Annotated in this window: 26 protein-coding genes; 12 read left to right on the top strand and 14 right to left on the bottom strand. The window is 64.1% G+C overall.

From position 1 onward, the window contains the following. The first annotated feature begins 2 nt into the window (after positions 1–2). From ACXYMN_RS13640 to ACXYMN_RS13630, 3 genes are all read left to right on the top strand, one after another. Positions 3–914 (top strand): 2-dehydro-3-deoxygalactonokinase, encoded by a 912-nt coding sequence (locus ACXYMN_RS13640; RefSeq protein ID WP_459014264.1) that lies wholly within the window; start codon positions 3–5, stop codon positions 912–914. Continuing rightward, entirely contained in the window at positions 911–1,519 is a 609-nt protein-coding gene (locus tag ACXYMN_RS13635; RefSeq protein ID WP_459014263.1) for a 2-dehydro-3-deoxy-6-phosphogalactonate aldolase, read from the top strand. Before ACXYMN_RS13640 ends, ACXYMN_RS13635 begins: the two co-directional genes overlap by 4 nt. Positions 1,520–1,601: 82 nt before the next feature. Beyond that, positions 1,602–3,581 (top strand): beta-galactosidase, encoded by a 1,980-nt coding sequence (locus tag ACXYMN_RS13630; RefSeq protein ID WP_459014262.1) that lies wholly within the window; start codon positions 1,602–1,604, stop codon positions 3,579–3,581. 33 nt (positions 3,582–3,614) lie between these two features. Here ACXYMN_RS13630 and ACXYMN_RS13625 read toward each other — a convergent pair whose 3' ends face one another. The 7 genes from ACXYMN_RS13625 to ACXYMN_RS13595 form a co-directional block, all read right to left on the bottom strand. Continuing rightward, a complete protein-coding gene (locus ACXYMN_RS13625; RefSeq protein WP_459014261.1) occupies positions 3,615–4,895 on the bottom strand; it encodes a glycerate kinase type-2 family protein in 1,281 nt (426 codons plus the stop codon). A gap of 3 nt (positions 4,896–4,898) precedes the next feature. After that, positions 4,899–5,585: a D-lyxose/D-mannose family sugar isomerase gene (locus tag ACXYMN_RS13620; RefSeq protein WP_459014260.1), complete on the bottom strand. Its 687-nt coding sequence runs from the start codon at positions 5,583–5,585 to the stop codon at positions 4,899–4,901. Then, the gene (locus ACXYMN_RS13615) at positions 5,582–6,859 is read right to left on the bottom strand and encodes an amylo-alpha-1,6-glucosidase (RefSeq protein WP_459014259.1); all 1,278 of its coding nucleotides are present in this window, start codon (positions 6,857–6,859) and stop codon (positions 5,582–5,584) included. Before ACXYMN_RS13615 ends, ACXYMN_RS13620 begins: the two co-directional genes overlap by 4 nt. 9 nt (positions 6,860–6,868) lie before the next feature. Further along, positions 6,869–7,912, bottom strand: coding sequence for an ABC transporter ATP-binding protein (locus tag ACXYMN_RS13610; protein WP_459014258.1), 1,044 nt, complete (start codon positions 7,910–7,912; stop codon positions 6,869–6,871). 34 nt (positions 7,913–7,946) lie between these two features. Then, on the bottom strand, positions 7,947–8,822 hold the full coding sequence (locus ACXYMN_RS13605) for a carbohydrate ABC transporter permease (protein ID WP_459014257.1): 876 nt from the start codon (positions 8,820–8,822) through the stop codon (positions 7,947–7,949). After that, the gene (locus ACXYMN_RS13600; RefSeq protein WP_459014256.1) at positions 8,819–9,664 is read right to left on the bottom strand and encodes a carbohydrate ABC transporter permease; all 846 of its coding nucleotides are present in this window, start codon (positions 9,662–9,664) and stop codon (positions 8,819–8,821) included. Before ACXYMN_RS13600 ends, ACXYMN_RS13605 begins: the two co-directional genes overlap by 4 nt. Before the next feature lie 120 nt (positions 9,665–9,784). Continuing rightward, positions 9,785–11,053 (bottom strand): ABC transporter substrate-binding protein, encoded by a 1,269-nt coding sequence (locus ACXYMN_RS13595; protein WP_459014255.1) that lies wholly within the window; start codon positions 11,051–11,053, stop codon positions 9,785–9,787. Between the two features lie 309 nt (positions 11,054–11,362). Here ACXYMN_RS13595 and ACXYMN_RS13590 point away from each other — a divergent pair, with 309 nt between their 5' ends. Continuing rightward, positions 11,363–12,376: a LacI family DNA-binding transcriptional regulator gene (locus tag ACXYMN_RS13590; protein WP_459014458.1), complete on the top strand. Its 1,014-nt coding sequence runs from the start codon at positions 11,363–11,365 to the stop codon at positions 12,374–12,376. A gap of 39 nt (positions 12,377–12,415) precedes the next feature. Here ACXYMN_RS13590 and ACXYMN_RS13585 read toward each other — a convergent pair whose 3' ends face one another. Next, positions 12,416–13,321, bottom strand: coding sequence for a LysR family transcriptional regulator (locus ACXYMN_RS13585; RefSeq protein WP_459014254.1), 906 nt, complete (start codon positions 13,319–13,321; stop codon positions 12,416–12,418). Between the two features lie 106 nt (positions 13,322–13,427). Here ACXYMN_RS13585 and ACXYMN_RS13580 point away from each other — a divergent pair, with 106 nt between their 5' ends. The 4 genes from ACXYMN_RS13580 to ACXYMN_RS13565 all read left to right on the top strand — a co-directional run bounded on the left by ACXYMN_RS13580 (position 13,428) and on the right by ACXYMN_RS13565 (position 16,873). Then, entirely contained in the window at positions 13,428–14,435 is a 1,008-nt protein-coding gene (locus ACXYMN_RS13580; protein WP_459014253.1) for a zinc-binding alcohol dehydrogenase family protein, read from the top strand. A 261-nt stretch (positions 14,436–14,696) separates the two neighbouring features. Beyond that, positions 14,697–15,662: an LLM class oxidoreductase gene (locus tag ACXYMN_RS13575; protein ID WP_459014252.1), complete on the top strand. Its 966-nt coding sequence runs from the start codon at positions 14,697–14,699 to the stop codon at positions 15,660–15,662. Between the two features lie 10 nt (positions 15,663–15,672). Next, entirely contained in the window at positions 15,673–16,497 is an 825-nt protein-coding gene (locus ACXYMN_RS13570) for an SDR family NAD(P)-dependent oxidoreductase (protein WP_459014251.1), read from the top strand. Further along, positions 16,490–16,873 (top strand): nuclear transport factor 2 family protein, encoded by a 384-nt coding sequence (locus ACXYMN_RS13565; RefSeq protein WP_459014250.1) that lies wholly within the window; start codon positions 16,490–16,492, stop codon positions 16,871–16,873. The genes ACXYMN_RS13570 and ACXYMN_RS13565 overlap by 8 nt, the downstream gene beginning before the upstream one ends. A 45-nt stretch (positions 16,874–16,918) precedes the next feature. Here the strand turns inward: ACXYMN_RS13565 and ACXYMN_RS13560 are convergent, their stop codons facing one another. Next, positions 16,919–17,812, bottom strand: a complete 894-nt coding sequence (locus tag ACXYMN_RS13560) for a LysR family transcriptional regulator (RefSeq protein WP_459014249.1) — start codon at positions 17,810–17,812, stop codon at positions 16,919–16,921. A gap of 95 nt (positions 17,813–17,907) precedes the next feature. Here ACXYMN_RS13560 and ACXYMN_RS13555 point away from each other — a divergent pair, with 95 nt between their 5' ends. The 4 genes from ACXYMN_RS13555 to ACXYMN_RS13540 all read left to right on the top strand — a co-directional run bounded on the left by ACXYMN_RS13555 (position 17,908) and on the right by ACXYMN_RS13540 (position 20,216). Beyond that, positions 17,908–18,132, top strand: a complete 225-nt coding sequence (locus ACXYMN_RS13555; RefSeq protein WP_459014248.1) for a hypothetical protein — start codon at positions 17,908–17,910, stop codon at positions 18,130–18,132. 33 nt (positions 18,133–18,165) lie between these two features. Further along, a complete protein-coding gene (locus tag ACXYMN_RS13550) occupies positions 18,166–18,636 on the top strand; it encodes an ester cyclase (RefSeq protein ID WP_459014247.1) in 471 nt (156 codons plus the stop codon). Between the two features lie 69 nt (positions 18,637–18,705). Then, positions 18,706–19,551, top strand: coding sequence for an SDR family oxidoreductase (locus ACXYMN_RS13545; protein ID WP_459014246.1), 846 nt, complete (start codon positions 18,706–18,708; stop codon positions 19,549–19,551). 128 nt (positions 19,552–19,679) lie between these two features. Then, positions 19,680–20,216 carry a protein-methionine-sulfoxide reductase heme-binding subunit MsrQ gene (locus ACXYMN_RS13540; protein ID WP_459014245.1) on the top strand — a complete coding sequence of 179 codons (537 nt, stop codon included), beginning with the start codon at positions 19,680–19,682 and terminating at the stop codon, positions 20,214–20,216. Between the two features lie 330 nt (positions 20,217–20,546). Here ACXYMN_RS13540 and dtd read toward each other — a convergent pair whose 3' ends face one another. The 5 genes from dtd to ACXYMN_RS13515 form a co-directional block, all read right to left on the bottom strand. Beyond that, positions 20,547–20,990, bottom strand: a complete 444-nt coding sequence (gene dtd, locus ACXYMN_RS13535) for a D-aminoacyl-tRNA deacylase (protein ID WP_459014244.1) — start codon at positions 20,988–20,990, stop codon at positions 20,547–20,549. After that, complete coding sequence (locus ACXYMN_RS13530; RefSeq protein WP_459014243.1) at positions 20,987–21,889, bottom strand: carbohydrate kinase family protein; 903 nt, start codon at positions 21,887–21,889, stop codon at positions 20,987–20,989. The genes dtd and ACXYMN_RS13530 overlap by 4 nt, the downstream gene beginning before the upstream one ends. A gap of 72 nt (positions 21,890–21,961) precedes the next feature. Further along, entirely contained in the window at positions 21,962–23,002 is a 1,041-nt protein-coding gene (locus tag ACXYMN_RS13525) for a TFIIB-type zinc ribbon-containing protein (RefSeq protein ID WP_459014242.1), read from the bottom strand. 127 nt (positions 23,003–23,129) lie between these two features. Continuing rightward, complete coding sequence (locus tag ACXYMN_RS13520; RefSeq protein ID WP_459014241.1) at positions 23,130–23,717, bottom strand: cytochrome b/b6 domain-containing protein; 588 nt, start codon at positions 23,715–23,717, stop codon at positions 23,130–23,132. Positions 23,718–23,749: 32 nt separating this feature from the next. Continuing rightward, the gene (locus ACXYMN_RS13515) at positions 23,750–24,880 is read right to left on the bottom strand and encodes an SPFH domain-containing protein (protein WP_459014240.1); all 1,131 of its coding nucleotides are present in this window, start codon (positions 24,878–24,880) and stop codon (positions 23,750–23,752) included. Positions 24,881–24,901 lie beyond the last annotated feature (21 nt).

The raw sequence follows: 24,901 nt of genomic DNA, 5'->3' as shown, positions 1-24,901 counted from the left end.
CATTGGCTGACACGGCAGTATGGATCGCGGTTGACTGGGGGACGTCGAATCTGCGCGCCTGGGTTTTCGGCGCGGACAACGCGGAAATCGCGCGGCTTTCGTCAGACCGGGGAATGGGGTCTTTGACCCCGGACGCGTTTGAACCGGCGTTGCTCGACCTGATCGCGCCGCATCTGGGTGACGCCCCGACGCCGGTGATCTGCTGCGGCATGGTCGGCGCGCGTCAGGGCTGGCAGGAGGCAGCTTACGTCACCGTTCCCTGCGCCCCGCCGGGCGTGGGCCAGGCGACCGGGATCGCGGCCAAGGATCCCCGGATTACGCCGGTCATCCTGCCCGGGATGAAGCAATCCGCGCCTGCGGATGTGATGCGCGGCGAGGAAACCCAGATCGCGGGATATATCGCGGAAAATCCCGATTTCGACGGCGTGCTTTGCCTGCCCGGCACCCATACCAAGTGGGCGCATGTCAGTGCAGGCGAGGTGGTGAGCTTTCGCACCTTCATGACCGGCGAGATGTTTGCGCTTCTGTCCGGCCATTCCGTTCTGCGCCATTCGGTACAGACCGGACATTGGGACGACGCGGCATTTGCCGCCGCCGTCGACGATACACTTGGCAGGCCACAGGACCTCACGTCGCGGCTCTTTGGTCTGCGCGCCGAAACGCTGGTCAACGACATGCCTGCCGCCACCGCGAAATCGCGGCTGTCCGGCATGTTGATCGGTCTCGAACTGGCGGGCGCACGGCCCTACTGGCTGGGCCAACGCATCGCCATTGTCGGCGATCCGAAATTGTCGGCGCTCTATCGAACCGCACTCGATCAACAGGGCGCGCCTGCGGAACTGGCCGATGGCGATGCGATGACGCTTGCCGGTCTCAAAGCTGCTTGTGCAGGTTGGAAGGAAACCACGAAATGACCCGTAATATCGTTGCGATCCTGCGTGGGATCACCCCACCCGAGGCGCTGGAAATCGCGGAAACCCTGATCGACTGTGGCATCACCAAGATCGAGGTGCCGCTGAATTCGCCCGACCCGTTCGACAGCATCACCCAGATGGCGCAGGCCTTCGGCAAGGATGCGCTGATCGGCGCGGGCACCGTTTTGACGCCCGAGAACGTGACCCGGCTCAGGGAGGCTGGCGGCCAACTTGTCGTTTCGCCCGATTGCAACCCCGACGTCATCAAGGCCACCAAGGCTGCCGGTATGCTGTCCTATCCCGGCGTGCTGACCCCGACCGAGTGTTTCACCGCGCTGCGCTGCGGTGCCGATGGCCTGAAATTCTTTCCCGGCACACTGGTTGGCCCCGAAGGCGTCAAGGCGATCCGCGCCGTCCTGCCCAATGGCACCGAGGTGCTGGCTGTGGGGGGGGCGGGACCGGAGAATTTCGCCGAATGGAAAGCCGCCGGGGCAGATGGTTTCGGCATCGGCAGCGCGCTTTACAAACCCGGTGTGTCAGCCGCCGAAATCCGCGATCGCGCCACGCATATGGTTGCGGTGTTCGATGCGGTCTTTGCCACCTGACAGGCGGACCGCTGCCGTCGTTCGCCCCCTTTCCCTTCCCTGCGTGACCTGAAGGTCAGGCTGAAATCCGCGTGAAAATCCGATGAAACGTACCTTGGGCACCTGCTATTATCCCGAGCAATGGCCCCGCGAAATCTGGCAGGAGGATGCCCGCCGCATGGCCGAGATCGGCCTGACCTGGGTGCGTATCGGCGAATTCGCGTGGTCGCGTCTCGAGCCGCACCCGGGCCGGTACGACTTCGACTGGCTCGACGACGCCATCGGAGTTCTTGGCGCGGCAGGACTGCGGGTTGTGCTGGGCACCCCCACCGCCACTCCGCCCCGGTGGATGATCGACCGTCATCCCGACATGCTGGCTGTCGATGCCAGTGGCCATCCGCGCAAATTCGGCTCGCGCAGGCACTATTGCTTCAGCCACCAAGGCTACAGGGCCGAATGCGCCACCATTGTGACGAAGCTCGCAAAGCGCTACGGGCAAAATCCCCATGTTGCCGCTTGGCAGACCGACAACGAATACGGCTGCCATGACACAACGATTTCCTACAGCGACGCCGCCCGCGCCGCGTTCCGGACATGGCTGCGCGCCCGTTATCCCGGGGCCGGATCCAGTGGCGGCAACGATGGCGACATCGCGGCGCTGAACGCCGCCTGGGGCAATGTGTTCTGGTCGATGGACTACGACAGCTTTGACCAGATCGACCTGCCCAACCTCACCGTGACCGAACCCAACCCGTCGCACGCGCTGGCGTTCCGGCGGTTCAGCTCGGATCAGGTGGCGGCCTTCAACCGCCTGCAGACCGACATCATCCGCACGCATTCCGACGCGCCGATCAGCCACAACTACATGGGCCGCATCACCGATTTCGACCATTTCAAGGTCGGTGCGGATCTGGATATCGCCACATGGGACAGCTATCCGCTGGGATTTCTCGAAGACCGCGTCGGTGCCGATGCCACGCGTCAATGCGCCTATGCGCGACAGGGCGATCCGGATTTTCAGGCGTTTCACCACGATCTTTATCGCGCTGTCGGCGGTTGCGCCAAAGGCGCGCAAGGCAAACCTGCCCGGTGGTGGGTGATGGAGCAGCAGCCCGGCCCGGTCAACTGGGCCCCCTACAACCCCGCCCCCTTGCCCGGAATGGTGCGCCTGTGGTCGTGGGAGGCGTTCGCCCACGGCGCCGAAGCCGTCTGTTTCTTCCGCTGGCGACAGGCGCCGTTTGCGCAGGAACAGATGCATGCCGGACTCTTGCGCCCAGACAGCGCGGACGCGCCGGGCCTGGCCGAGGCACGGCAGGTCTTTGCGGAAATCAGGGACGCGCCGGATGTCCAGCAAGCGCGCGCCCCGGTCGGCCTGATCTTCGACTACGATGCCGATTTTGCCTGGGCGACCCAACCGCATGGCAAGGGTCTGAGCTATTTCGCGCTGGTTTTCGACACCTATCGTGCCATGCGCGGCCTCGGTCTGTCCGTCGACATCCTGCCGCCGGATTGCGAGGACTTCACCGGCTACAAGGTGATCGCCGCGCCGGGATTGATGCATATGACCGAAAGGTTGAAGGCGGCGCTTGCTGGGGCCGAGGCGCAGGTCTTGCTCGGCCCGCGGAGCGGCGCGCGGGACGGTGACATGGCCATTCCGGTGCCGTTGCCGCCGGGGCTGCCGGGCCTGGATGTGACCGTTTCCCATGTCGAAAGCCTGCGTCCCGACATGCCGATCCCGCTCGACAATGGCGGTCATGTGCACCTGTATCGGGAGGTGCTGCAAGGCAGCGCGCAGGTGGCGGAACGTACGACGGACGGCTCGGTTGTGGCTGTAACTGACGGCCATCTGACATATCTCGGTGCGTGGCTCGATCCAGGCGCGCTGCGTCGGGTGATCCGCCAAGCCTGCGACATCGCGAAGATCGAGACTGTTGATCTGCCGGACGGACTGCGGATCCGCGACTGTGGCAACGAGCGTTTCTGGTTCAACTACGCTTCGGAACCGATGGTGTTTGAAGGCATGAGGCTTGAGCCGGCTGGCGTCTGCCGTCAATCAGCGATGCGCGGGAAACAGGCCGGATAGCCCTGGACAGGGTCGGTCACGCCTTTGCGGGGATCAGGTCTGCGGCGAAATCAGGATGGCGCGGAAGTCGTTGACATTGGTCAGGGTCGGGCCGGTGATGATCTGGTTGTCGACGCGCTCGAAAAAGCTGTGGGCGTCGTTGCGGGCCAGGGCCGAGACGGGATCCATGCCGCTTTGCCGTGCCCGCGCGAGGGTGGTGGGACCGGCATAGGCACCGGCGATCTCGGCGGCACCATCGACGCCATCGGTGTCGCAGGCCAGCACGTGGATGCCCGGCTGGCCGTCCAGCGCAAGGGCGGCGGACAGGACAAACTCCGCGTTTGGCCCTCCGACGCCGTCGCCCCGGCGCGTGACCGTGCATTCACCGCCCGACAGCAGCAGGATCGGGCGGGCAATGGCCGCGCGACCGGCCTGCAGAGCCAGCGCCTGCGCTGCCTGCGCCTGGCCGAGGTCGCGGGCTTCGCCTTCCAGCGCGTCACCCAGCATGCGCACGTCCATTCCGGCGGCGGTCGCGATGTCGGCGGCGGCGGCAAGCGAGTGCGAGGGCGCGGCGATGACCCGTGTTTCGGCCCGTGCGAGGCGCGGATCGTCCGGTGCCACGACCGACGATGCCCCGGCGATGGCGGCCTGTACCCGGGGAGAGACGGCAATGCCACGCCGGTCGAGGATCTCACGCGCCTGCTGCGGTGTGCTGGTTTCCCCGACCGTGGGGCCCGAGGCGATCTGGCCGGGGTCATCGCCCGGCACGTCGGAAATCAGAAGCGTCAGCACCCGCGCCGGATGGCAGGCCGCAGCAAGCTGGCCACCTTTCACGCGGCTCAGGTGCTTGCGGACGATGTTCATCTCGCCGATGGGCGCGCCGGATGCCAGAAGCGCGCGGTTGACCGCCATCTTGTCGTCAAGCGTCAGCCCGTCCGCGGGCGCGCAAAGCAGCGCCGAGCCGCCGCCCGAGATCAGCGCCAGCACCAGGTCGTCCGGTCCCAGTGCCGAAACCAGATCGAGCATGCGCCGCGTCGCCATCTCGCCCGCCGCGTCGGGCACCGGGTGCGCCGCCTCGACGATTTCGATGCCCTGGCAGGGGCGGGCATAGCCGTAGCGGGTGATGACCAGCCCGTCGCAGGGGCCATAGTGCGCCTCGACCGCCTCGGCCATGCGCGCGCTGGCCTTGCCCGCCCCGATAACGACCAATCGTCCATCGGGGCGTGGCGGCAGTTGCGCAGGTACAACCCGCATGGGGTCCGCAACTTCGACGGCGCGCAGGAACAGATCCGTCAGAAACCGGCGCGGTTCAATGATCAAATCGTCGTCAGCCATCGCTCAGCCCAGCCAGGTCCGGTAGTCGCTGACAAGAAGGTGCGTCGGATCGGTGTCTTCCTCGATGCGCGCGAAGCGCCCGATGGGGTCGCGGAAGATGTTATCGGTCTCGTCATCGTTCACGGTCGAAACCTCGCCGATCAGCACGTCGCCGCCATCGCCCCAGAAGGCGTGCCAGTCGCCGGGCATCAGGGTCACGCTCTCGCCGGGGGCCAGCCGCAGCTTTTCCCCGGGTCCGAAATCGCGGCGGATACCGTCGCAAAACACCGTGCCGCCGCGATCCTCGGCAAAGCCGCCCCTATCGTCGGACCCGAACAGTTCGACCACCAGCGTCGCCCCGCCGCGATTGATGATGTCCTCGGCCTTGATCACATGGGTGTGCATCGGGCTCAGCTGGTCCTGCCGCGAGATCAGCAGCTTTTCGGCATAACACATGCCGCCGCCGCGTTGCAGATCGGCCAGCCGTCCGTTGCGCAGGGTGAAGAGGAACAGGCCCATGGCGTCGAAATCGCCGGCGCCGTAGTCGGTGATGTCCCAGCCGCAACGGGCGCCGATCACATTCTGCGCGACGTCTTTCTGCGCCTTGAACTCGTCCGGTGTCCAATAGGCGAATGGCGGCAGAACCCATCCGTGCGACCGCATCATGTCGTCCGCCGCCGCGATGATGTCGTTGATACGTGAGCGTTTCATGCAATCCCCTCATGCGTGCTGAGAATCTCGATCACCATAGCTGCCGTCCAGGTGAACTGCCCTCCGCCGCAGGGTTCGGCGGTGATCGGATCGTAGTATTCCGCAAAGCCGCTTTTTTCAATCAGGCGCAGGCAGTCGGCCATGATGCGGTGCGCCATATCTGCCTGACCGGCTTGCTCAAGCCCGTCCGCGATCATGTAGTTCACGATCAGCCAGACCGGACCACGCCAGTATCGCAGGCTGTCGAAATCCGGTGCCGTCGGGTCGTGGCTGGGGACAAGGTAGGTACAGGATTCGGCCAAGGTCTCGATCCGCCGCGACAGAGCGGCCGCCCTGTCGGGCGGAATCGGGGCAAAAGTCGCCAGCAAGCCGCCGATCGACGGGCTGTCGATCAGGCTGCCGATGGTACGATCGAGGCATAGGTATTGCCCGCGCGCCTCGCTCCAAAGGGTTTCCATCGCGGCGGTGCCCGTGTCGGCCATGGCGCGGGACTGTGCGGCGATCTCGGGTTCGCCCAGTTGCTCGGCCAGCGCTGCCAGATCGGCACAGGACCGGATCAGGATCGCGTTGAAGCCGGGATCGACCACCTGAAACGGCGAGGCGTCGTGAAGCTGATCATTGTCCCAGCCCAGTTCGCGGAAGCGCTGCACCAGCCAGATATAGCGCTGGTACTGTTCGTCCGTCGGACGGTGCGCGGGATTGGCGTGGGTGGTGTCGCGCCGGGTAAAGGGCTGGACCCCCTCGGTCGGCACGCGTTCGAACGCCTTGTCCCAGTCCACCGAATTGTCGCGACCCGATTCCCACGGGTGGATGATGGCGACCAGTCCGGTGCCCTTCGGGTCGCGGCAGCGAAAGAACCATTGGTGCCAGGCATGGATGCGCGGCAGCAGCGCGTGCGCGCGTTCTCTGGCCAGCGCCTTGTCAGTCGCCCGGTCAAAGATCCGGCGTGCGGCAAATCCCGCGACAGGCGGCTGCGTGATGCCGGATGTCGGCACCTTGCGCCCTGTCTGCCAGACGTCCGGACCCGGAAAATACCCCTCATCCAACTGGTGAAAGATGATGTGCGGCACCATTCCGTCGTGCCACTGATGCTCGAAAAGCGTGGTGATTTCGGTCCAGGCGCGGGCCTCGTCGAAATGGGCAAATCCAAGAGCGCTGAGCGCGCTGTCCCAGTTCCATTGAAACGGATAGAGCCCATGTGTCGGCACGGTGTAGGTGCCTCGGTCATTGTCACGAAGCACCTGCTTCGCGGCGTCAATCAGGTCATGTGTCATCGGAATGCCTCAGGCGACGGCGAGCGTGGTTTCGGGATCGAACCAGCGCACGCGGTCCGGTTGCGGAGCAAGGGTGATCGTCTCGCCGGGGTGAACGGTCATGTCGCTGTCCAGCACCGCGCGGAACAGGGATCCGTCGATGTCGCAGGTGACCAGCAAGTGTGCACCCAGCGGCTCCACCACCTTGGCCGTCGCGCGCAGACCCTCGTTTGCGGGCTGCATATCCTCTGGCCGGATGGCGAATTGCAGATGCGGCCTGTCGGTGACGGGGCCGTCAAAGACCCGTCCCGCCACAGACCATTTGCCCGCACCGGCAGGCGTGGCCTTGAGGAAGTTCATCGGCGGGTTACCGATGAAGCTGGCCACGAACTCTGCCGCCGGGTTGCGGTAAACCTCGATCGGGGTTGCCGCCTGGACGATCTCGCCCTGGTGCATGACGCTGATGCGGTCGGCCATCGACATGGCTTCGACCTGATCATGGGTGACGTAGACGGCGGTGGTTTTCGATTCCGCCAGCACGCCCTTCAGCTCGGCCCGCATTTCCATCCGCAAAAGTGCATCGAGGTTCGACAGCGGTTCGTCCATCAGGATGACGTCCGGCTCCATCGCCAGCGCGCGCGCCACGGCGACACGCTGCCGTTGGCCGCCGGACAATTCGCCGGAATAGCGCTTGAGCAGCATCTCGATGTGCATCAGCCCCGCCACCCGTTCGACGCGGCGCGTGACCTCGTCATCAGGCAGCTTCTGCATCCTGAGGCCAAAGCCGATGTTCTCGAACACCGTCAGGTGCGGGAAGACGGCGTAGTTCTGGAACACCATCGCGATGCCGCGGTCCTTGGGAGCGAGGTGGTCGACACGGCGACCGCCGATCCACACTTCGCCTTCCGTCGCGGTTTCCAGCCCGCAGATGATGCGCAGTAGCGTGGTCTTCCCGCAGCCCGAGGCGCCGAGCAGCACCATGAATTCCTGGTCGGCAATGGTCAGATTGATGTCGTGAAGCGCGGTGTAGGCGCCGAAGGTCTTCTGGACGTTCTTGATCTGGATTTCAGCCATATCACTGGTTCCTTTTATCGGTTCGCTGGCCGGATTACCGGTTTGCGATGCCCCACATGGCGAAGAGGTACTTGCGCACGGCGAAGATGAAGATCAGCGCGGGCACGACGAGGATGAAGCCACCCGCGAACTTCAGGTGCAGCGGCGAGGTGTCGAGGCTTTGCAAGAGGAACGCGGTCAGCGTCCGGTTCTCGATGGTCAGCACCGCCGCCGCGAAAACCTCGTTCCACGAGATCACGAAGGCAAAGATCGCCGAAGCCGTGATGCCGGGCAGGATCAGCGGCAGCACCACCTTGGTGAAGGCGGTGAACCTTGTGCAACCCAGCGTCCAGGCGGCCTCTTCCAGCTCCAGCGGGATGCCCGAGAACAACGAGAAGGTGATCAGCACCGCGAACGGGATCGCGAGCGTGGTGTGCACCAGCGCAAGGCCGAACTGGGTGTCGTCAAGGCCGGTCTGGATGAACATCACCGCCAGAGGCAGCGCCAGAAGCGGCAGCGGGAAGGCCCGGGTCAGCAGGATCAGAAGCCGGAACAACTCCTTGCCGCGGAAGTCGAAGCGCGACAGGGCATATCCCGCCGGTGCGCCGATCAGGATCGACATCACCATCGTCATCGCCGCCACGATGATCGAGTTCTTCAGCGCGGACAGCATCCCCGCGAAACCCGCGAAGAACTGCAGTGAGCCGAAGTCGAACTCGGGGAAGAACGGCTTGGGAAAGCTGTTCACCGTTTCGGGCGACGACAGGGTGTTGACCATCAGAAAATAGATCGGCACCAGCACCCATGCACAGAGCAGGATGACGCCTGCGACATAGAGGAAACGGCCTGCGCTGCGGGTGTTCGCGGCTTGTGCGACCTCCGGATCCTTGTCCGGCTTGGGCACGGGGGCGGCCATGGATGCCTGGGTCATATCGTGGCTCCTTTCGGGACGCGCAGGGCGCGCAGGATGACAAGGGTCGCGGCGATGGAGATGGCGAGGATGATCAGCGCCATCGCGGCGGCAGCCCCGCTATTGAGCAGGTCGAACTGGTAGGCATAGGTCTCGCCCATCAGCACCGGGAAGAGCGTGCCACCGAGAGCGGCCACCACGGCGAAGACCTCGAAGGCCATGATCACGCGCAGGACCAATGCCGTTTGCAGCGAGGGCCGCAGCATCGGCAGGGTGATGCGCAGGAAACGCTTCCAGGGGCTTGCGCCGAAGACTTCGGCCGCCTCGTAATATTCCTTGGGGATCAACCCGATGCCCGCCACGAGAATGACCAGCATGATCGCTGTTGCGCGCCAGATCTCCGCCAGCGCAATCGCCAGGAAGACGAGGCCGGGGTTCTGGAAGGTCAGCAGGTTGACGGGTTTGTCGACCACGCCGACCGCGTTCATCATCGTATTGAGAAAGCCCGACTGCTCGAAGATCGCCAGCCAGATCAGGCCCGCCGCAAGGTCCGAGATGCCCAACGGAATGGTCCAGACATAGAGGATCAGGTCGCGGCCCTTTTCCATCTTGGTGACCATCGTGGCCATCAGCAGCGACAGCGCCAGTTGGATCGGAACCACAGCGACGGCGAGCAGCAGCGTGTTCTTCAGCGAGATCGGAAATTTCCAGTACGAGACGACCTCGCGGAAGTTGTCCATCGTGAAACCCGCGCCAGTGGTGAAGGCCTGCTTGGCGACCAGCACGAAGGGGTAGAGGAAGAACAGGCACAGAAACAGCGTCACCGGCAGGATCAGCACGTAAGGCAATAGTCGAGCGTTCATGGAATCGCTCCTTGTTCCGGCGCATGCTGCGCCTTGGTTGGCGGGGGGCAAGTCAGGGCTGTCCGGACCCGAAGGCCCGGACAGGGGAAAGGTGGGGCAGGAAGTCCCCACCCCGGGAGGTTACTCGACCGGGCAGGCGCCTTCGGACGGAGCATCCGGGGCCCAGCAGGGCGCACCGGTTTCGTTCATGATCGCCTCGAGGCGCTTCTTCTGGTCCTCCAGAACCGCTTCGATCGGCTGACCGGCCAGCACGATGCGCTCGAAGGTGTCGACGTAGATGCGGTTGAAGTCGCCGCCCTTTTCGCCCAGGCCCGCGGGCAGCAGGCCCGGGTTGGCATCGGCAGAGGCCGACATCTTGGCAACCGCATCGCCTGCCGCTCTGACCGACGGCGGCAGATCGTCAGGCAGGGTGACGTCGACCACCGGGAAGAAGTTGGTGGCTTTCAGCGTCGCGATCTGGGTTTCCGGCTTCATCAGGTGCGCCAGCAGTGCTTTCGACGCGTCCATGTCCGGCGCGGTGCGCGGGATGGCGACCCCGGCGAGAACCGGCATGAAGCCGCGGCCTTCGGGACCCGCGGGCGCGGGGAAGGCGACGAAGTCATCCGGGCGTTCGTTGAAGGCATTGGCCAGGCGCGAGGTGTGATCAAAGACGATCCAGGCGTCACCGGACAGCAGTTGCTCCTGCATGAACGAGAAGTTGGTCGAGGCCGGGTTGGTGTGCTCCCAAAGCTCGCGCATCTTTTCCCATGCGGTCACGGCCTTGTCGGACGCAAAGGTGCGGACCACGCCATCGGTGTAGGACGGATAGAGGTAGCCCTGGAAGAAGCGGTGCTTCAGGCCCTTGGGACCGGCGGGGAAGCCGAACTTGGGCTCGCCTGCCGCTTCATGCGCGTTGGCGGCCCATTCGATCAGCTGGTCATAGGTCAACGCGTCGATGTCTGCGCCCTCGGGCAGGTATTGCAGCGCATCCTTGTTGGCCGCCATGATGTAGCTGGCCTGCATCCAGGGCATGTACTGCATGCTGTCGGTGCCCAGCTTGGCAAGATCGTTGAACGTGCCCGAGGCTGACATCACGCCGGTATCGTCCAGATCGACAAGGTCATCGGGGTTCATCGCCGAGAAGTTGCCGTGCAGCGCGCCCAGAAGCCCGATGCTGCCGGACCCGGCCTGAAGCTCGGCGTCGAGGCGGGTGATGAAGGGGCCAAGCTCGTTCGACTGGTAGTCGACAGCGTCGTCGTGACCGGAGAGCACCTGGTCGCGCATCGCCTGTTGTTCTTCGACAGGATTGGCCTGGGTCGACCAGAACAGCACGTCGGCCTGCGCCGCGACGGCACTGCAGGAAATCGCGATACCGGACGCTGCGCCGGTGAATTTGGAAAATAGGGTCATGGTTCCTCCCGGAATGGAAATTCGAGGCCGGCCTCCCTGCCGACGCCCGTCTAAAGTCGACCAATCCCGCACCGCGTGCGCTCCGGCCTGCCGGGGCAAGGGGTCGGGTTGGCCCGGGGGCGCAACCGTCGAATCCCATACCCGATGACTTAGTGTGATATAACGATATACCTTCTGTCAACGAAATTTCTGCCATGAATCATACCGGTTTGGCGCAAATATCAACACGCCATCAACATACCCATTGTTTTCACAGCAAATATCGCGCAGATTTTGCCAAATGGTTATATCAAGCGACGCCCAGTGAAGATGTCAGGCAAGCCAACACTCAGTACCGTGGCCAAGGAGGCGGGTGTCTCCATACCGACCGTCAGTCAGGTGCTGCGCGGCACCGGGCGCATTTCCGAAAAGACCCGGCAAAAGGTGCTGCAGGCCGCCAAGACGCTGCGCTATGTTCCGGATGCCCGCGCGGCCGCGATGCGATCCGGTGAAAACCGGGAAATCGGCTTTGTCATCAACCAGTTGATCAACCCGTTCAACGCCGAGGTGGTCAGCGGCGTTGTCGATCAACTCGAAGCGGAAGGTTATCTGGTGTCCGTCGTGGACACGCGAGACGAGGCCACGCGCCAAAGCCGCCAGCTCGAAGCATTTATCCGCCACGGTCGCGGTGGGTTGCTTTGGGTTCCGGCGTTGGAGACGCCGGATGAAACCTTCGATCTGCTGGCCGCGCAGAAGATACCGACAGTCACGTTCCTGCGCCATGTCCGGCGCGATTTCGACCATGTCGGCATCCGCAACGCCGAAGCGACGGCGACCGCGACGGGGTATCTTGCCGATCTGGGACACCGGCGCATCGCCTACCTTGGCGGCACCGACATGACCCCTGTCCGCCGCGAACGGATCGAGGGGTATCAACAGGTTGTCGCATCGCGCGGGTTGGGACCAGAACTGGTCTGGACCTGCGAGGACAACAAACTGGCCGGGCTGGAGGCGATGCTGGCGCTCCATCGGGATCATCCGGATATCACAGCGGTGGTCTGCAACGGTGACATGGTTGCGCTTGGCGCAAGCCTTGCGTTGCTGCGCTCCGGGCTGACGCCGGGACATGACGTGTCGATCATCGGCTTTGACGATATTCAGGATGCCGCCGTCGCAACCCCGCCGCTGACGACGATGGCGGTCTCACCCCACAAGCTTGGCCGCAAGCTGGCGCGGGTTCTGCTGGACCGGATCGGCGACCCGGACATGCCTGTGACGGTGTCCGAGGTTTCGGCAGACCTGCTGGTGCGGCAAACCACGGGCGCGCCGCCGCGGCACGCATAAAGCGCAAGGGCGTCCCGCCGCAGCAAGATTTCGGAGGTGTCAGGCTTGCCACGCGGGCACATTGCCCAGCCGTTCTATCAGGAAATCGATAAAGACACGGGTCTTCGGGGTCAGCACGTTGGACCGTGGATAGACCAGCCAGAGGACCGAACTGTCGTTCAGCCGCCAGTCCGGCAGCACGCGCACAAGTCGACCGGCGGCGATCTCATGCGCAACGCTCCAGAGCGAATTGATCGACAGACCAGCGGCGGCAAGCGTCGCTTCGCGTTGGGCATCGCCGTCGTCTACAACGGTTCGGCAGTGCATTGCTTTGGGGTCCAGAACATAGGTGCGACCCGTCGTTTCGATCAATTCGCGCGGCGCAAGATCGACCCAGGCGATGAAGCTGTGATGGGCCAGTTCCGCAATCCCGCCGGGCGATCCGTGCTTCGCAAGATATTCCGGCGCGGCGCACAGGATGCGGGTGTCATCGGCAAGCTTGCGGCCCTTCAGGCTGCTATCCGCCAGCGGCGCGCTGCGCAGGGCCAGATCGAAACTGCCCGCGATCAGGTCGATCCTTGTGTCCGACAGGCGCAGGTCCAGTGTCAGGTCCGGGTAGGCCGCGTGAAATTCCGGCAGAAGGGGCATGATGTGCAACTGGGCAAAGCTGCTGGGCGCGGCAAAGCGCAGGGTCCCGGCGGCGCGGGCGCTGCCCCGGCCCAAGGCTGCCCGCGCCGCCTCGGACTGGGCCAGTATTTCGCGCGCGTAGGGCAGGAAATCCGCGCCATCGATCGACAGCGACACCTTGCGGGTGCTGCGATGCAGAAGCTGTGTGCCCAGTTGCTGTTCCAGCTTGGCCAACCGGGCGCTGGCCACCGCCGGGGCCAGACCCAATGCGCGGCCGGCGGCGCTGATGTTCAGTCGCTCTGCCGCCATGACAAACAGGCGCAAGCTGTCGGTGTCCACGTGATTGTATCCAAAATCCGAAAACTGAACTCATGAATGCGCTGTTTTATCAGCTGCAACAATAGATATGTTTCCTCCAACGCGGAACATCCACGATGGAGAATTGATGATGAAAGCGATTGGTTACGATGCGGTCGGCCCGGTGGATGCCGCCGATGCGCTCAGGCTTTTTGACGCACCAAGGCCGAAGATCGGGCCGCGGGACCTGCTGGTCGAGGTCAAGGGCGTGTCGCTCAACCCGGTGGATGTGAAGCTGCGCGAAAACCGCCCGCCTTTGAACGACATCGATATCCTCGGGTTCGACGCGGCGGGTATCGTGGTCGAAACCGGTGCGGATGTGGCCGGATACAAGGTCGGCGATGAGGTGTTCTACGCCGGCGATGTCACACGCCCCGGATCGAACGCCGAATTTCAGGCGGTGGACGAACGCATCGTCGGTCGCAAGCCGGCATCGCTTGATTTTGCCGAAGCCGCCGGGATGCCGCTGACCGCGATCACCGCATGGGAAATGCTGTTCGATGCCTTCCGCCTGACCGAAGGTGGCGAAGAGGGCAAGACGCTGCTGGTCATCGGTGGTGCGGGCGGGGTCGGTTCAATCCTGATCCAGTTGGCCAGGACGCTGACCAAGCTGACCGTGATCGCCACCGCATCGCGCCCCGAAACGCAGGACTGGGTGCGGAGTATGGGCGCGGATCATGTGGTCGATCACCGTGGTGATCTGGCCCGGCAGGTCAAGGATTTGGGGCTGGTGCCCGACTATGTGGCGGCGCTGACCGCGACGGATCAGCACTATCCGGCGATCATCGACCTGATTGCGCCGCGCGGACATATCGCGCTGATCGACGACCCCCAGGGTCTCGACATCAGCCCGGCCAAACCCAAGGCGCTGACGATCAGCTGGGAATTCATGTTCACCCGCGCGATGTTCAACACCGCAGATATCGAGGTGCAGCGCGATCTCTTGAACCGTGTGTCGCAGATGTTGGACGCCGGAAGCCTCATGTCGACCGTCACGGAACGGGTCGGCCAGATGAGCGTCGAGACGTTGCTGGCCGCCCATGCGCGCCAGGAAAGCGGACGGGTGATCGGCAAGCAGGTGCTGGGCGGCTTCTGATCCAGCGTGCCCGCCAGGAAGATACCCGGCGTGTGCTGTTTTCGGTGCTGCATGTCACGACTGACAGTCAGGACTGGATCCCGCGATATATGCCCGCGGCCAACGGGCGGGTTGCGTCACTTGACTGAAAAAATGGTGCCCGAACCAAAGGCCCGTTCAGTCACCGATACTTGATTGAAGGCTAGGATGACCTCGCCTGATCAGGTGCCGCCGCTCGGCTTCCTCCCGACCGGGCGGCGGTTTCAATAAACGGATTTGCCCATGCCCGACACCATCTTGCCTTCCTTTGCGCCCCTGAACCGGGGATACAATGCAACCTTTCGTCCTAACCGGTTGAGCGTCGGGCTGGTTGTCCCGATTGCGCGCTACGACACCAGCGCCGTTGCGGATATGGCGGGCCATCTGGCTCGGGTGCAGTTGGCAGATACCTTGGGTTTTGCCGCGGTCTGGCTGCGCGACGTGCCGTTCAACGTGCCGTCTTTCGGTGATGCGGGGCAACTTTTCGATCCGTTCACCTATCTTGGCTATTTGGCCGGTCAGACCTCGGACATCGCGCTTGGCGTGGCCAGCATCGTACTGCCGCTGCGCCACCCGGCGCATGTGGCCAAGGCGGCGGCCAGTGCCGATGTCCTGTCCGGCGGGCGACTGATCCTGGGGGTGGCGTCGGGCGACCGGCCCGAGGAATACCCGGCGATGAACAAGGGTTACGAGGATCGCGGCCAGCGCTTCCGCGACAGTTTCGACTATATCCGTGCGACATCCCAGGATTGGCCACGCCTGACCAATGCGGCCGGGCGACTTGACGGCAGCGTTGACATGTTGCCGAAACCCGTGTCGGGGCGGCTGCCGATGCTGATCACCGGCTCAAGCCGACAAGACCCGGACTGGATTGCGCGCAACGGCGATGGCTGGATGACCTATCCGCGCCCGGTCGAGGCGCAAGCCCGCGTCATCGACGATTGGCAAACCCGCGCCGTGGCGGAAAGCGGACGTGCCAAACCGGTACTGCAACCGCTTTACATCGATCTGTCGGATGACCCGGACGACGCGCCGCAGCCCATTCATCTGGGGTTCAGGTCGGGCATGCGCGCGCTTGTGACCTACCTTCAACACCTCGAAGCGATCGGCGTGAACCATGTCGCCCTGAACCTGCGTTTCAATCGCGCCGAGATCGGACCGACGCTTGACCGATTGGCAAACGATCTGTTGCCACATTTCACCGAATGAGGAATTTCCCATGTCCAGAACCATCCTGATCACCGGCGCAACCGACGGCATCGGCCTTGAGACCGCGCGCCGTCTGGCGGCAGACGGCCACCACCTGCTGATCCACGGTCGCAACGCCGACAAGCTTGCCGCGACTGCCGATGAATTGCGCGCGGTGGCCGGTGCCGGGCCTGTCGAGACATTCCAGGCGGATTTCTCGGACTTGGCTCAAGTCGCTCGTCTTGCCCAAGCCGTGCGTGACGCGCACCAAGGCATCGACGTGCTGATCAACAACGCGGGCGTCCTGAAGACCGATCACCCGACCACAGCGGACGGACAGGATCTGCGCTTTGTCGTGAACACCTTTGCCCCCGCCTTGTTGACCCGGTTGCTGCTGTCACTGATCCCCGGGGACGGCCGCATCGTGCATCTGTCCTCGGCGGCGCAGGCACCGGTCGACGTGGCGGCGATGAACGGCCACCAAAAACTGGATGCGATGGCGGCCTATGCGCAAAGCAAACTGGCCCTGACGATGTGGAGCGCCGCGCTGGCGTCGGAACTGGGGCAGGGTGGCCCGGTGACGGTTGCGGTCAACCCCGGCTCGCTTCTGGCGACAAACATGGTGCGCAAGGGCTTCGGCGTGCCGGGCAGCGATGTCGGCATCGGCGCCGAGATCCTGATCGGCGCGGCGCTGTCGGACAAATTCGCCGATGCATCGGGCAAATACTTCGACAATGATTCCGGTCGCTTTTCGCCGCCGCATGCCGATGCCGCGAATACGACAAAGGCTGCTCGGGTTGTCGCGGCAATTGAAAGCCGGATTGCAGCCCACCTGACGGAGGCGCCCCATGCCTGATCCGGAAGCCATGAAGCGCGACGTCACCGCATTCTACGAGCTGATGTTCAACGACGGTCGCCCAGCGGACGCGATCAAGCGCTACGCGGGCGACGACTATATCCAGCACAACCCGCATGTCGCCACCGGCAAGCAGGGCTTTATCGACTATTTCGACCGCATGGCCGCCGACTACCCGGGCAAGCGGGTCGTGGTGAAACGGGCGTTCGCCGACGGAAACCACGTGATCCTGCATTGCCACCAGATCTGGCCCGGCGGGCTCGAATATGCGGGGATCGACATTTTCCGATTGGATGATGCGGGCAAGATCGTCGAGCATTGGGACGTGCTTCAGGAACTGCCCGAGACAAGTGCCAACGGCAACGGCATGTTCTGAGATCGCGCCTGTGCCCCGCAGGTTCGTGGCGAACGCACGGGGCGCTCAGGCCGGTTGCCCGGTTTCCTTGTCGAGCAGGAATTCGATCAACCGGCGGGTCAGCGCCTTTTGTGGGCCGATATCCGGCCAGACGGCGTAGACGCCCAGCCTGGGCAGGCTCCACTTGGGCAGGACGCGCACCAGGCTGCCCGATGCGATCTCTTCGGCAACCTCGCCCATGGGCAGGTGTTTGACGCCAAGCCCTGCCAGAACCGCCGATTTCGCCGAGGCGATCGTATCCACCTCCAGCCGCACGTTTTCCGGTTGGAAGGTCACCGACCGGCCTGCGGACTGAAGCGTCATCACATCGGGTATCACCGAGATCGCGATGAAATCGCAGGCCGCCAGTTCTTCAAGCGTCCGCACAGGCTGTCGCGCCGCGAGATAGTCGGGCGACGCCACCAGAACCCGCTCGAAATCGGCGATGCGTCGCGACTTGAGACTGCTGTCGGACAGGGTCCCCAGCCGGATGGCGAGGTCGAAGCCCTCCTTGACGAGATCGGCGGGTGCATCGCTGCTGTGAAGCGAGATCGCAACCAGAGGGTGCCGACGCGCGAACTCCCACAGCGCTTGACGAAGCCGCATCTTCTCGCCCCAGGCAGGCATGGTGATGCGCAGTGCCCCGACCGGCTCGTCGCTGCCCGCGTTCAGGGCATCCAGCGCCTCTTCCCCGGCGGCGACCATGCGGCGTGCAGGGGGCAGGGCCGCGTGCCCTTCAGGGGTCAGCGACATGGACCGTGTCGAGCGGAAGAACAGCGTCACACCCAGCTTGCCCTCAAGCCGGGACAAATGGTGGCTGACAACCGAGGTCGACAACTTCAATCGGCGTCCAGCGGCACTCAGGCTCCCGGCATCGGCGATGGCGACAAAGACAGCAAGGCTGCGGTAATCGTCGATCATCTTTCTATTCCTTGGAAATATCCTTGCGTCAATCATGGGATAATCGAAATGCAGCGCACCGTCTATCTGTTGGTCCACGCAGACCGGAGACACCCATGCAAAGCAGCACCGCAACAGTCACCACCGAACGCGCCGACGCTTGTTTGCTGCAACTCTGCAAGCATTCCGGATCCCGCCTGAGCCCACAGCCGTTCGGCACCTGCGCCCTGCAATCCGGGGATGGCAATTTTGCCCGCTCTGTCTTCCGGGAGAGCCCGAAGCTCGGATGGCGACCGACCGCTGTCGAACGGACCGGTCCCCATTCCGACATGCCGCACTGACCCACAACCCCGAACCAGAAACCGGAGAGACCCATGACCATCAAGACCCTTGTCACAACGGCTGCTCTTGCGACGCTTGCAAGCGGCGCATTCGCAGATGACATATCCAGCGTCACAACCTTCTATGACCTGCTCAGCAATCCCGGATCCCAGGATCAGGTAGCTGCCTTTCAGGATGCAATTTCGGACGATTGGGAAAGCGTTGGCAACTATTCCGGCGCCAACAAATCGAGCGACGCGTTTCTTGGCCAGATGGGCGGCTTTGCCCAACTCATCCCCGATCTGGATTGGGACATACAGGCGATGCATCAGGACGGCACCTTCGTGACCGTCCGCAGCCGTGCCACCGGCACCCCCGTTGCCCCGCTGTTCGGCGTCGACGGGCAGGGCCGCAGCTTTGACATACTGACCATCGACATTCACGAATTGCAGGATGGCAAGATCGTCCGAACCTACCACGTGGAAGACTGGGCCGGCGCACTGCAACAGCTTGCCGGTAAGTAACCCCAGCGCCTGACCCCCGTGTCGGACTCTCGACGTACCGGCACGGGCCTTGTTGAAGGATATAGCACCATGACCATCGCCGTGAGCGCCGCCTCGGGCCAGCTGGGGGCAGAAATCGTCCGGTCGCTTGTCGCGCTGAAGCTGAACGAACCCGTCATCGGTCTTGCGCGCAGCCCGCACAAAGCGGCGGACATGGGCATCGAGGTGCGCCCCGGGGACTACGGTCGACCTGACCAGTTGAGATCATCCCTGACCGGTGTCGATACGCTGCTGCTGGTCTCTGGCATGGACGCCCCCGATGCACGCATTCAGCAGCACCGCAATGTCATCAAAGCCGCCAAGGACGCCGGTGTGACAAAGATCGTCTATACCAGCGTGCAGGGGGCCGAGCAGGGAACCAGCTTTTCCCCCGTCATCCAGAGCAACCGCCAGACCGAGGCTGATATCAGGGCAAGTGGACTGGACTGGGTGATCGGACGCAACGGCATCTATATCGAGCCGGATGTCGAATACATCGACAAATACCGCGCCGCCGGAGAGATCGCCAACTGCGCGGGCGACGGCAAATGCGGCTACACCACCCGTCCCGAACTGGCGCAGGCCTATGCTCAAATGCTGACCGGGGCGGAACATACCGGCCAGACCTACAACCTGCATGGCGCGCTGCTCACCCAGAGGGACCTGGCGGATCACCTGAACCGAGCCTTCGGCACTTGCCTGACCTATCGCGAAATGTCGGTCGAGGCCTACAGGGCCGACCGGATTGCCGAACTTGGCGACTTCATCGGCACGGTGATCGCGGGGATTTATCAGGGCATCCGCGACGGCGCGCATGACGTGCCGAGCGATTTCAAGGTCGCGGCGGGCCGTCCGCACCAGAGTTGGGATGCCTATTTCCAAACTTTGCGCCCGTGACCGCGACGGAAATGCCGCTCTGCAGCGTGAAAGGCCTGGAATCCCGGAGTATCAAAATGCCGACCATAAAATCATTTCTGAATCACCCCTACAGCTTTTGGGCACTGCTGACCCTTCCGGCGATCCCAATGCTCATCGGGCTGTCCTCCGGCGATCCCGAGGCGGTGCATGGCCTTCTGCACCCGACCGGCGAATTTGCCGCCCGTTTCATGATCATCGCGATGATGGTCACCCCGCTGATGATGCTGTTCAAAGGCTGGCGCGGCCCGCGCTGGCTTATGAAGCGGCGGCGCTATCTGGGAGTTGCAGCATTTGGCTATGCCGCGCTGCACACGGTGCTTTACCTGATCGACCAGGGCGCTGTTGCTCTGTCGGTGGGAGAGGTGTCAAAGCTCTACATCTGGACCGGATGGCTGGCCTTCCTGATCTTCGTGCCGCTGGCGGTGACATCGACCGATGGCTGGATCCGCAGGCTTGGCCCGCGATGGAAGCCCCTGCAACGGTTTGTCTATGGCGCGGCGGTTCTGACGCTGTTGCATTGGGCCGCGTTGAACGATTGGGGCGGCATCGGTGCCGCACTGGTGCACTTTGGTCCGCTGGTCCTGCTGGAAACCTACCGGCTTTGGTCGATCATCGACCGCCGTCGCGCGCGCGCCGTCGCCTGAGACAGCCGCGGCTTCGGGCGCCGTCAATCCACCTCGGCGGATCGAAATGACTGCGCCCCAGGTTTCCCTGAGCCCGGGAGTTTTCCCCACCGAGTTATCCACAGGGCTTTTGCGTTTTGTGGTTAACAGGGGTTGCAATCGTGCATCCATACCCGCCCGAGCGCACCCCACATCATGACTGCCCGACTCAAAATCCCCCAGATCGGGTAGCAAACAGCGGTGACACATGCGCGGTGTCGGATGCGTATACAATCGCCTGCCACCGGGTCACCCCTTTCGGGTAGCCCAACGCGACTTTTGTGCACATACGCGTTTGCTCGGGATTTCGCCCTAGTCGTCGGTGTCCAGCCAGATCGTCATCGGACCGTCATTCACCAGATGCAACTGCATCTCGGCGCCGAATCGCCCGGTGGCGACGCGAAGAGACTGATCCTGCAGCGCGCGCGCGAAACGCTCGTACAGCCTCTCGCCGTCGGCAGGGGACGCCGCGGCGGAGAATCCGGGGCGGTTGCCGCGGCGGGTGTCGGCGGCAAGGGTGAACTGGCTGATCACCAGGGCCGCGCCCCCGACATCGCGAATTGACAGGTTGGTCTTGCCGTCGCCATCCCGGAACAGGCGCAGCTTGGCGATCTTGGTGGCCAGTTTTTCGGCTGCCGCGTCCCCGTCGCCCTGCATCGCACAGACGAGGATCATCAGGCCGGGGCCAACCTCGCCGATGACAGCGCCTTCGATTTCGACCCGGGCGCTGGTGACGCGCTGGATCAGTGCTCTCACAATTCGTGATCCCAGGGCGGGTTCGCCCCGGCGCGCGACACGGTGACCGCCGCCGCCTTGGCACCAAGCGCGACGGCCTGTTCGACCGTGTCGAGTGAGGCAGCGCGGAAGTCGTCGCGCGCCAGGATCCCGGCACGTGACAGGCCCGCAAGAAAGCCCGCGTTGAACGTGTCGCCCGCCCCGACGGTGTCGACCACTTGCGCCCGTTCCGCCGGAACGCGCAGCGTGCCCTGCGTCGAGATCGCATCGACGCCCTCGGCGCCGCGCGTGACCAGAACCAGCGCCACGCCCTTGGCGTGCAGGCTTTCCGGTGTCTCGCCCAGCCAGTCCATGTCCTCGTCCGAGACCTTGACCACATCCGCAACCGCCAGCATCGCATCGAGCCGGGCGCGATAGGCGGGTTCGTCCTTGATGAAGCCGGGGCGCACGTTGGGGTCGATCATGATCAGACGCTTGCCGCCTTCGCGCGTGGCCAGTGCCGCATAGACGTCGGCGGCAGGTTCGCCCACAAGGCTGATGCCGCCGAAGAACACTGCCTCGATCTCGTCACCCAGCGATGGCAGGTCGGCATCCGACAGCAGCCGACCGGCGGTGTTCTCGTCGTAGAAGGCGTATTCCGCGTGCCCGTCGGTCAGGGTCACGAAGGCCAGCGTCGTGGGCCTGTCGCTCATCGCGGCGAAGGTCGCATCGACGCGGGAGTCTTCCAGTTGGCGAACCAGGATCGTGCCGAACAGATCGGTCGAAAGACCGCTGAAAAAGCCCACCGGCGCGCCAAGGCGTCCCAGCGCCACGGCTGTGTTGAACACCGCGCCGCCCGCGTAGGGGGCAAAGGCAGCCTCACCGGCGCTGGTATCGCGCGGTAGCATGTCGATCAGAGCTTCGCCGCAGCACAGGATCATGTCGTCACCTCTTTTTGACGCACCGGGTATGTTGGCGCTAACATGCCTTCGCATGCCGCCGGGAGCAAGTCATCACTGGTTCATCGCGACGACATAGCCGACCGCAGCCGCCACGATCGCGCCGATTATGACCGCGATGGCGATCTTCCACGGTGAATACGGGCGTTCGCCCTGAACCCGACCGGTCTGTCCGTTTACCACGAAACGATAGGATTTTCCCCGGAACTTGTAAGCCGCCATCCAGACCGGCAGCAGGATGTGCTTGAAAGTCACGGCGCTGACGTCGGTGTCAACCTGATGCACGCGCTGGCGGTCGCCGCCGATGTCGAATTTCACGTCGCGGTGGATCTGGCGGTCCATGATGGCGCGGGCCTCGACAAAGCCCTGATCCAGATCGACGGTGTAGACTTCGGCGCGAAATCCCGCGATGAACTCGGGGCGATACGGCTCGAGCGCGCTGAGATCCCAGGGCGGCAGGGCGTCGGTGTATTTCTTCGGCAACGAGGTCGCGGCCAGCACCAGCACATCGTCGAAGAACCGCGCGACCTGACCCGACGCGGGACGCCAGCGAATCTTCTGGACCCGCTGCGTCTGGCTCTTGCCGTTGCGCATGACGCGACGGGTTTCATAGTAGACGGTGCCGCGTTCGCCCCGGTAGCGCGATCGCGTATCCGCATCGAAGGTCCAGTAGGGCACGTAAATGCCCTGCAGTTTCCGCCCCTTTCGGGCGTAGTCCTTGACCCCGTTCGGGGCGAACCAAAGGCTGCCCAGCCATTCGGTCATCGCCTCGCGCGCCGCCGGTTCGTCCAGCGCGAACGGCAGAACGCCGCGCGGTTTGATATGGCGGTTCTCGCCGGTGTCCTTGACCACGGGCGTCGCGCAGAACGGGCAGACGGCGGCGTGGGCCTCGGGGTCGAATTCGACGGTCGCGCCGCAATTGGGGCATTGCGAGACGCGGGTGACCTCCATCTCCTGAATCGGCAGCAGGTTGTCGAGCGCCTGCCTGAAGTCCAGCTCGCGGATGCCGCCCTGCCATGGTCCGTCGCCGGCGATCTCTTCGGTGTTGCCGCAATGCCCGCAGACCAGCGCGCCCCGGTCCGGCGAGAATCGCATGTCAGAGCCGCATTGATCGCAGGGAAAACGGTGGTCTTCGGTTTCCATCGGGCCTCGCTCGGATGTCCTTGGCGACACTTTGCGCGGCTCCGCGTCCGGGTTCAACCGCAACGCGGGGCTTTCGACGTCAGAGGAACCGATGCAGGCGTTTCGGGGCCATGATCCGCAACGCATTGTCCCTGAGGAAGAGGTGCCGCCAGATGTGAAAAGCCGCGTGGATCATCGCAACGACCCCCAGCGCGTAGAACTGGTAGGTGTGCAGCCAGCCGATCACCCGGTTGGGCAACGGCATGTCGAGCGGCGGCGCGATGGGAAGGATGCCGCCCGCCTTCAGCAGGATGTGGCTGGTCAGGCCCAGCAGGAATCCCGACACCGCGACGAAGGCCATGCCGAGGACAAGCGTCTTGTGCAGCAGCTGATGAAACCGGCGCAGGCGCGGCGACAGTTTTGGCCCCGGTCGCCCCGCCAGACCCCGGCGCAAAAAATCCGCCGTCCAGATCACCGCCAGCGTGACGAACAGAAGTCCCAGCAACGAATGAAACTGAAACGCCAGCGGCCCCAGCGGCACCACGTCGCGCGGCTGCACCAGCATGAACCAGACGAAAAGCGGAATCATCGTGGCGTGCAGCGCCTTCAGCCATGTCCGCCGTGGGGGCAGGGCATCGGCAAGGCGGCTGCGCAGCGGTGCGGGGGGCGACGGATCGACGGTGCTCATGGTCTATATACGTCGCGCGCGCGCGACAGGTTTCAACCCATCGGCGGCGGCGGCGGCGGCATCACGGTGAAAAGCTGCGCCAACTCGGTCACATCCTCGGCCCGCAACCAGCCATCCTGACCCTGCGTCCAGACAAAGGTTTCACGGGTCAGCGCGCCGTCGCTGGCCATGCGGCCAAGGGCTGCGCGGCTGTAGGGGCCTTTCGTGGTCCCGTTCTCGGCGATGTGCCAGACATGCTCGACCGGGGGTGGTGGCGGGGCCATGGCCGCGCCCGCGACCGGGCCGGGCGCTGCGGCTGCGGCTGCGGCGGGGGCCGCGCCCCAGGGGCCGACCCGGCCCGCCATCTGCATGCCGAGACCCGCGCCCATGCCCATCCCCATGGCCGATCCGGCCGCCCCGCTTTCGGCCAGCGCCTCGGCGGCACGCCACTTCATGTGATCGTCGAGGTTGCCCGCGATCCCGCGCGAGGTGCGCGCATCCAGCGCCTTCTCGACCGCCGGTGGCAGGGAGATGTTCTCGATATACAGCTCGGGCATCGTCAACCCGTAGGTCGCCAGCGTCTTCGACACCTCGGCGGCGACCAGCTTGCCCAGATCGGCGGTGTTCGCCGCCATGTCGAGTACCGGTATCCCCGAAGAGGCCAGGGTGCGGCTTACCTCCTGCACGATGATGTTGCGGATCTGGTAACTGATCTCGTCGCTGGTGAATTCGCCGTCAGTGCCGACGATCTCGGTCAGGAACAGCCCCGGATCGGTGACCTTGATCGCGTAGGTGCCAAAGGCCCGCAGGCGCACCGGGCCAAACTCCGGATCGCGCAGCATGACGGGGTTCTTGGTGCCCCATTTGAGATCGGTGAACCGCGCCGTCGAGACATAGTAGATCTCGGACTTGAAGGGCGACTTGAAGCCATGATCCCAGTGCTGAAGCGAGGTCATGATCGGCATGTTATTGGTCTCTAGCATGTAGAGCCCGGGGGTGAAGACATCCGCCAGCTGGCCCTCGTGCACGAACACCGCCGCCTGTCCTTCGCGCACGGTCAGCTTGGCGCCGTACTTGATCTCGTGGCCTTCGCGCTGGAAACGCCAGACCATTGTGTCGCGGGTGTCGTCGGTCCAGTGGATGACGTCGATGAACTGGCCGGTGAGAAAGTCGAATATGGGCATCAGGGACACTCCGTGAAGGTC

The organism is Roseivivax sp. CAU 1753, from assembly GCF_054482575.1.
The sequence above is the reverse complement of the archived record's forward strand: the minus strand, read 5'-3'. Positions and strand labels throughout refer to the sequence as shown.

What these genes read in the sequence shown, in the direction of transcription:
- ACXYMN_RS13560 (WP_459014249.1), bottom strand. Translation starts at nt 17,812, where the DNA reads ATGATCGACGATTACCGCAGCCTTGCTGTCTTTGTCGCCATCGCCGAT.
- ACXYMN_RS13590 (WP_459014458.1), top strand. Translation starts at nt 11,363, where the DNA reads ATGTCAGGCAAGCCAACACTCAGTACCGTGGCCAAGGAGGCGGGTGTC.
- ACXYMN_RS13580 (WP_459014253.1), top strand. Translation starts at nt 13,428, where the DNA reads ATGATGAAAGCGATTGGTTACGATGCGGTCGGCCCGGTGGATGCCGCC.
- ACXYMN_RS13625 (WP_459014261.1), bottom strand. Translation starts at nt 4,895, where the DNA reads ATGGCTGACGACGATTTGATCATTGAACCGCGCCGGTTTCTGACGGAT.
- ACXYMN_RS13525 (WP_459014242.1), bottom strand. Translation starts at nt 23,002, where the DNA reads ATGCGATTCTCGCCGGACCGGGGCGCGCTGGTCTGCGGGCATTGCGGC.
- ACXYMN_RS13540 (WP_459014245.1), top strand. Translation starts at nt 19,680, where the DNA reads ATGCTCATCGGGCTGTCCTCCGGCGATCCCGAGGCGGTGCATGGCCTT.
- ACXYMN_RS13520 (WP_459014241.1), bottom strand. Translation starts at nt 23,717, where the DNA reads ATGAGCACCGTCGATCCGTCGCCCCCCGCACCGCTGCGCAGCCGCCTT.
- ACXYMN_RS13615 (WP_459014259.1), bottom strand. Translation starts at nt 6,859, where the DNA reads ATGACACATGACCTGATTGACGCCGCGAAGCAGGTGCTTCGTGACAAT.
- ACXYMN_RS13620 (WP_459014260.1), bottom strand. Translation starts at nt 5,585, where the DNA reads ATGAAACGCTCACGTATCAACGACATCATCGCGGCGGCGGACGACATG.
- ACXYMN_RS13610 (WP_459014258.1), bottom strand. Translation starts at nt 7,912, where the DNA reads ATGGCTGAAATCCAGATCAAGAACGTCCAGAAGACCTTCGGCGCCTAC.
- ACXYMN_RS13630 (WP_459014262.1), top strand. Translation starts at nt 1,602, where the DNA reads ATGAAACGTACCTTGGGCACCTGCTATTATCCCGAGCAATGGCCCCGC.
- ACXYMN_RS13595 (WP_459014255.1), bottom strand. Translation starts at nt 11,053, where the DNA reads ATGACCCTATTTTCCAAATTCACCGGCGCAGCGTCCGGTATCGCGATT.
- ACXYMN_RS13550 (WP_459014247.1), top strand. Translation starts at nt 18,166, where the DNA reads ATGACCATCAAGACCCTTGTCACAACGGCTGCTCTTGCGACGCTTGCA.
- ACXYMN_RS13530 (WP_459014243.1), bottom strand. Translation starts at nt 21,889, where the DNA reads ATGATCCTGTGCTGCGGCGAAGCTCTGATCGACATGCTACCGCGCGAT.
- ACXYMN_RS13545 (WP_459014246.1), top strand. Translation starts at nt 18,706, where the DNA reads ATGACCATCGCCGTGAGCGCCGCCTCGGGCCAGCTGGGGGCAGAAATC.
- ACXYMN_RS13570 (WP_459014251.1), top strand. Translation starts at nt 15,673, where the DNA reads ATGTCCAGAACCATCCTGATCACCGGCGCAACCGACGGCATCGGCCTT.
- ACXYMN_RS13600 (WP_459014256.1), bottom strand. Translation starts at nt 9,664, where the DNA reads ATGAACGCTCGACTATTGCCTTACGTGCTGATCCTGCCGGTGACGCTG.
- ACXYMN_RS13515 (WP_459014240.1), bottom strand. Translation starts at nt 24,880, where the DNA reads ATGCCCATATTCGACTTTCTCACCGGCCAGTTCATCGACGTCATCCAC.
- ACXYMN_RS13605 (WP_459014257.1), bottom strand. Translation starts at nt 8,822, where the DNA reads ATGACCCAGGCATCCATGGCCGCCCCCGTGCCCAAGCCGGACAAGGAT.
- ACXYMN_RS13565 (WP_459014250.1), top strand. Translation starts at nt 16,490, where the DNA reads ATGCCTGATCCGGAAGCCATGAAGCGCGACGTCACCGCATTCTACGAG.
- ACXYMN_RS13555 (WP_459014248.1), top strand. Translation starts at nt 17,908, where the DNA reads ATGCAAAGCAGCACCGCAACAGTCACCACCGAACGCGCCGACGCTTGT.
- ACXYMN_RS13635 (WP_459014263.1), top strand. Translation starts at nt 911, where the DNA reads ATGACCCGTAATATCGTTGCGATCCTGCGTGGGATCACCCCACCCGAG.
- ACXYMN_RS13575 (WP_459014252.1), top strand. Translation starts at nt 14,697, where the DNA reads ATGCCCGACACCATCTTGCCTTCCTTTGCGCCCCTGAACCGGGGATAC.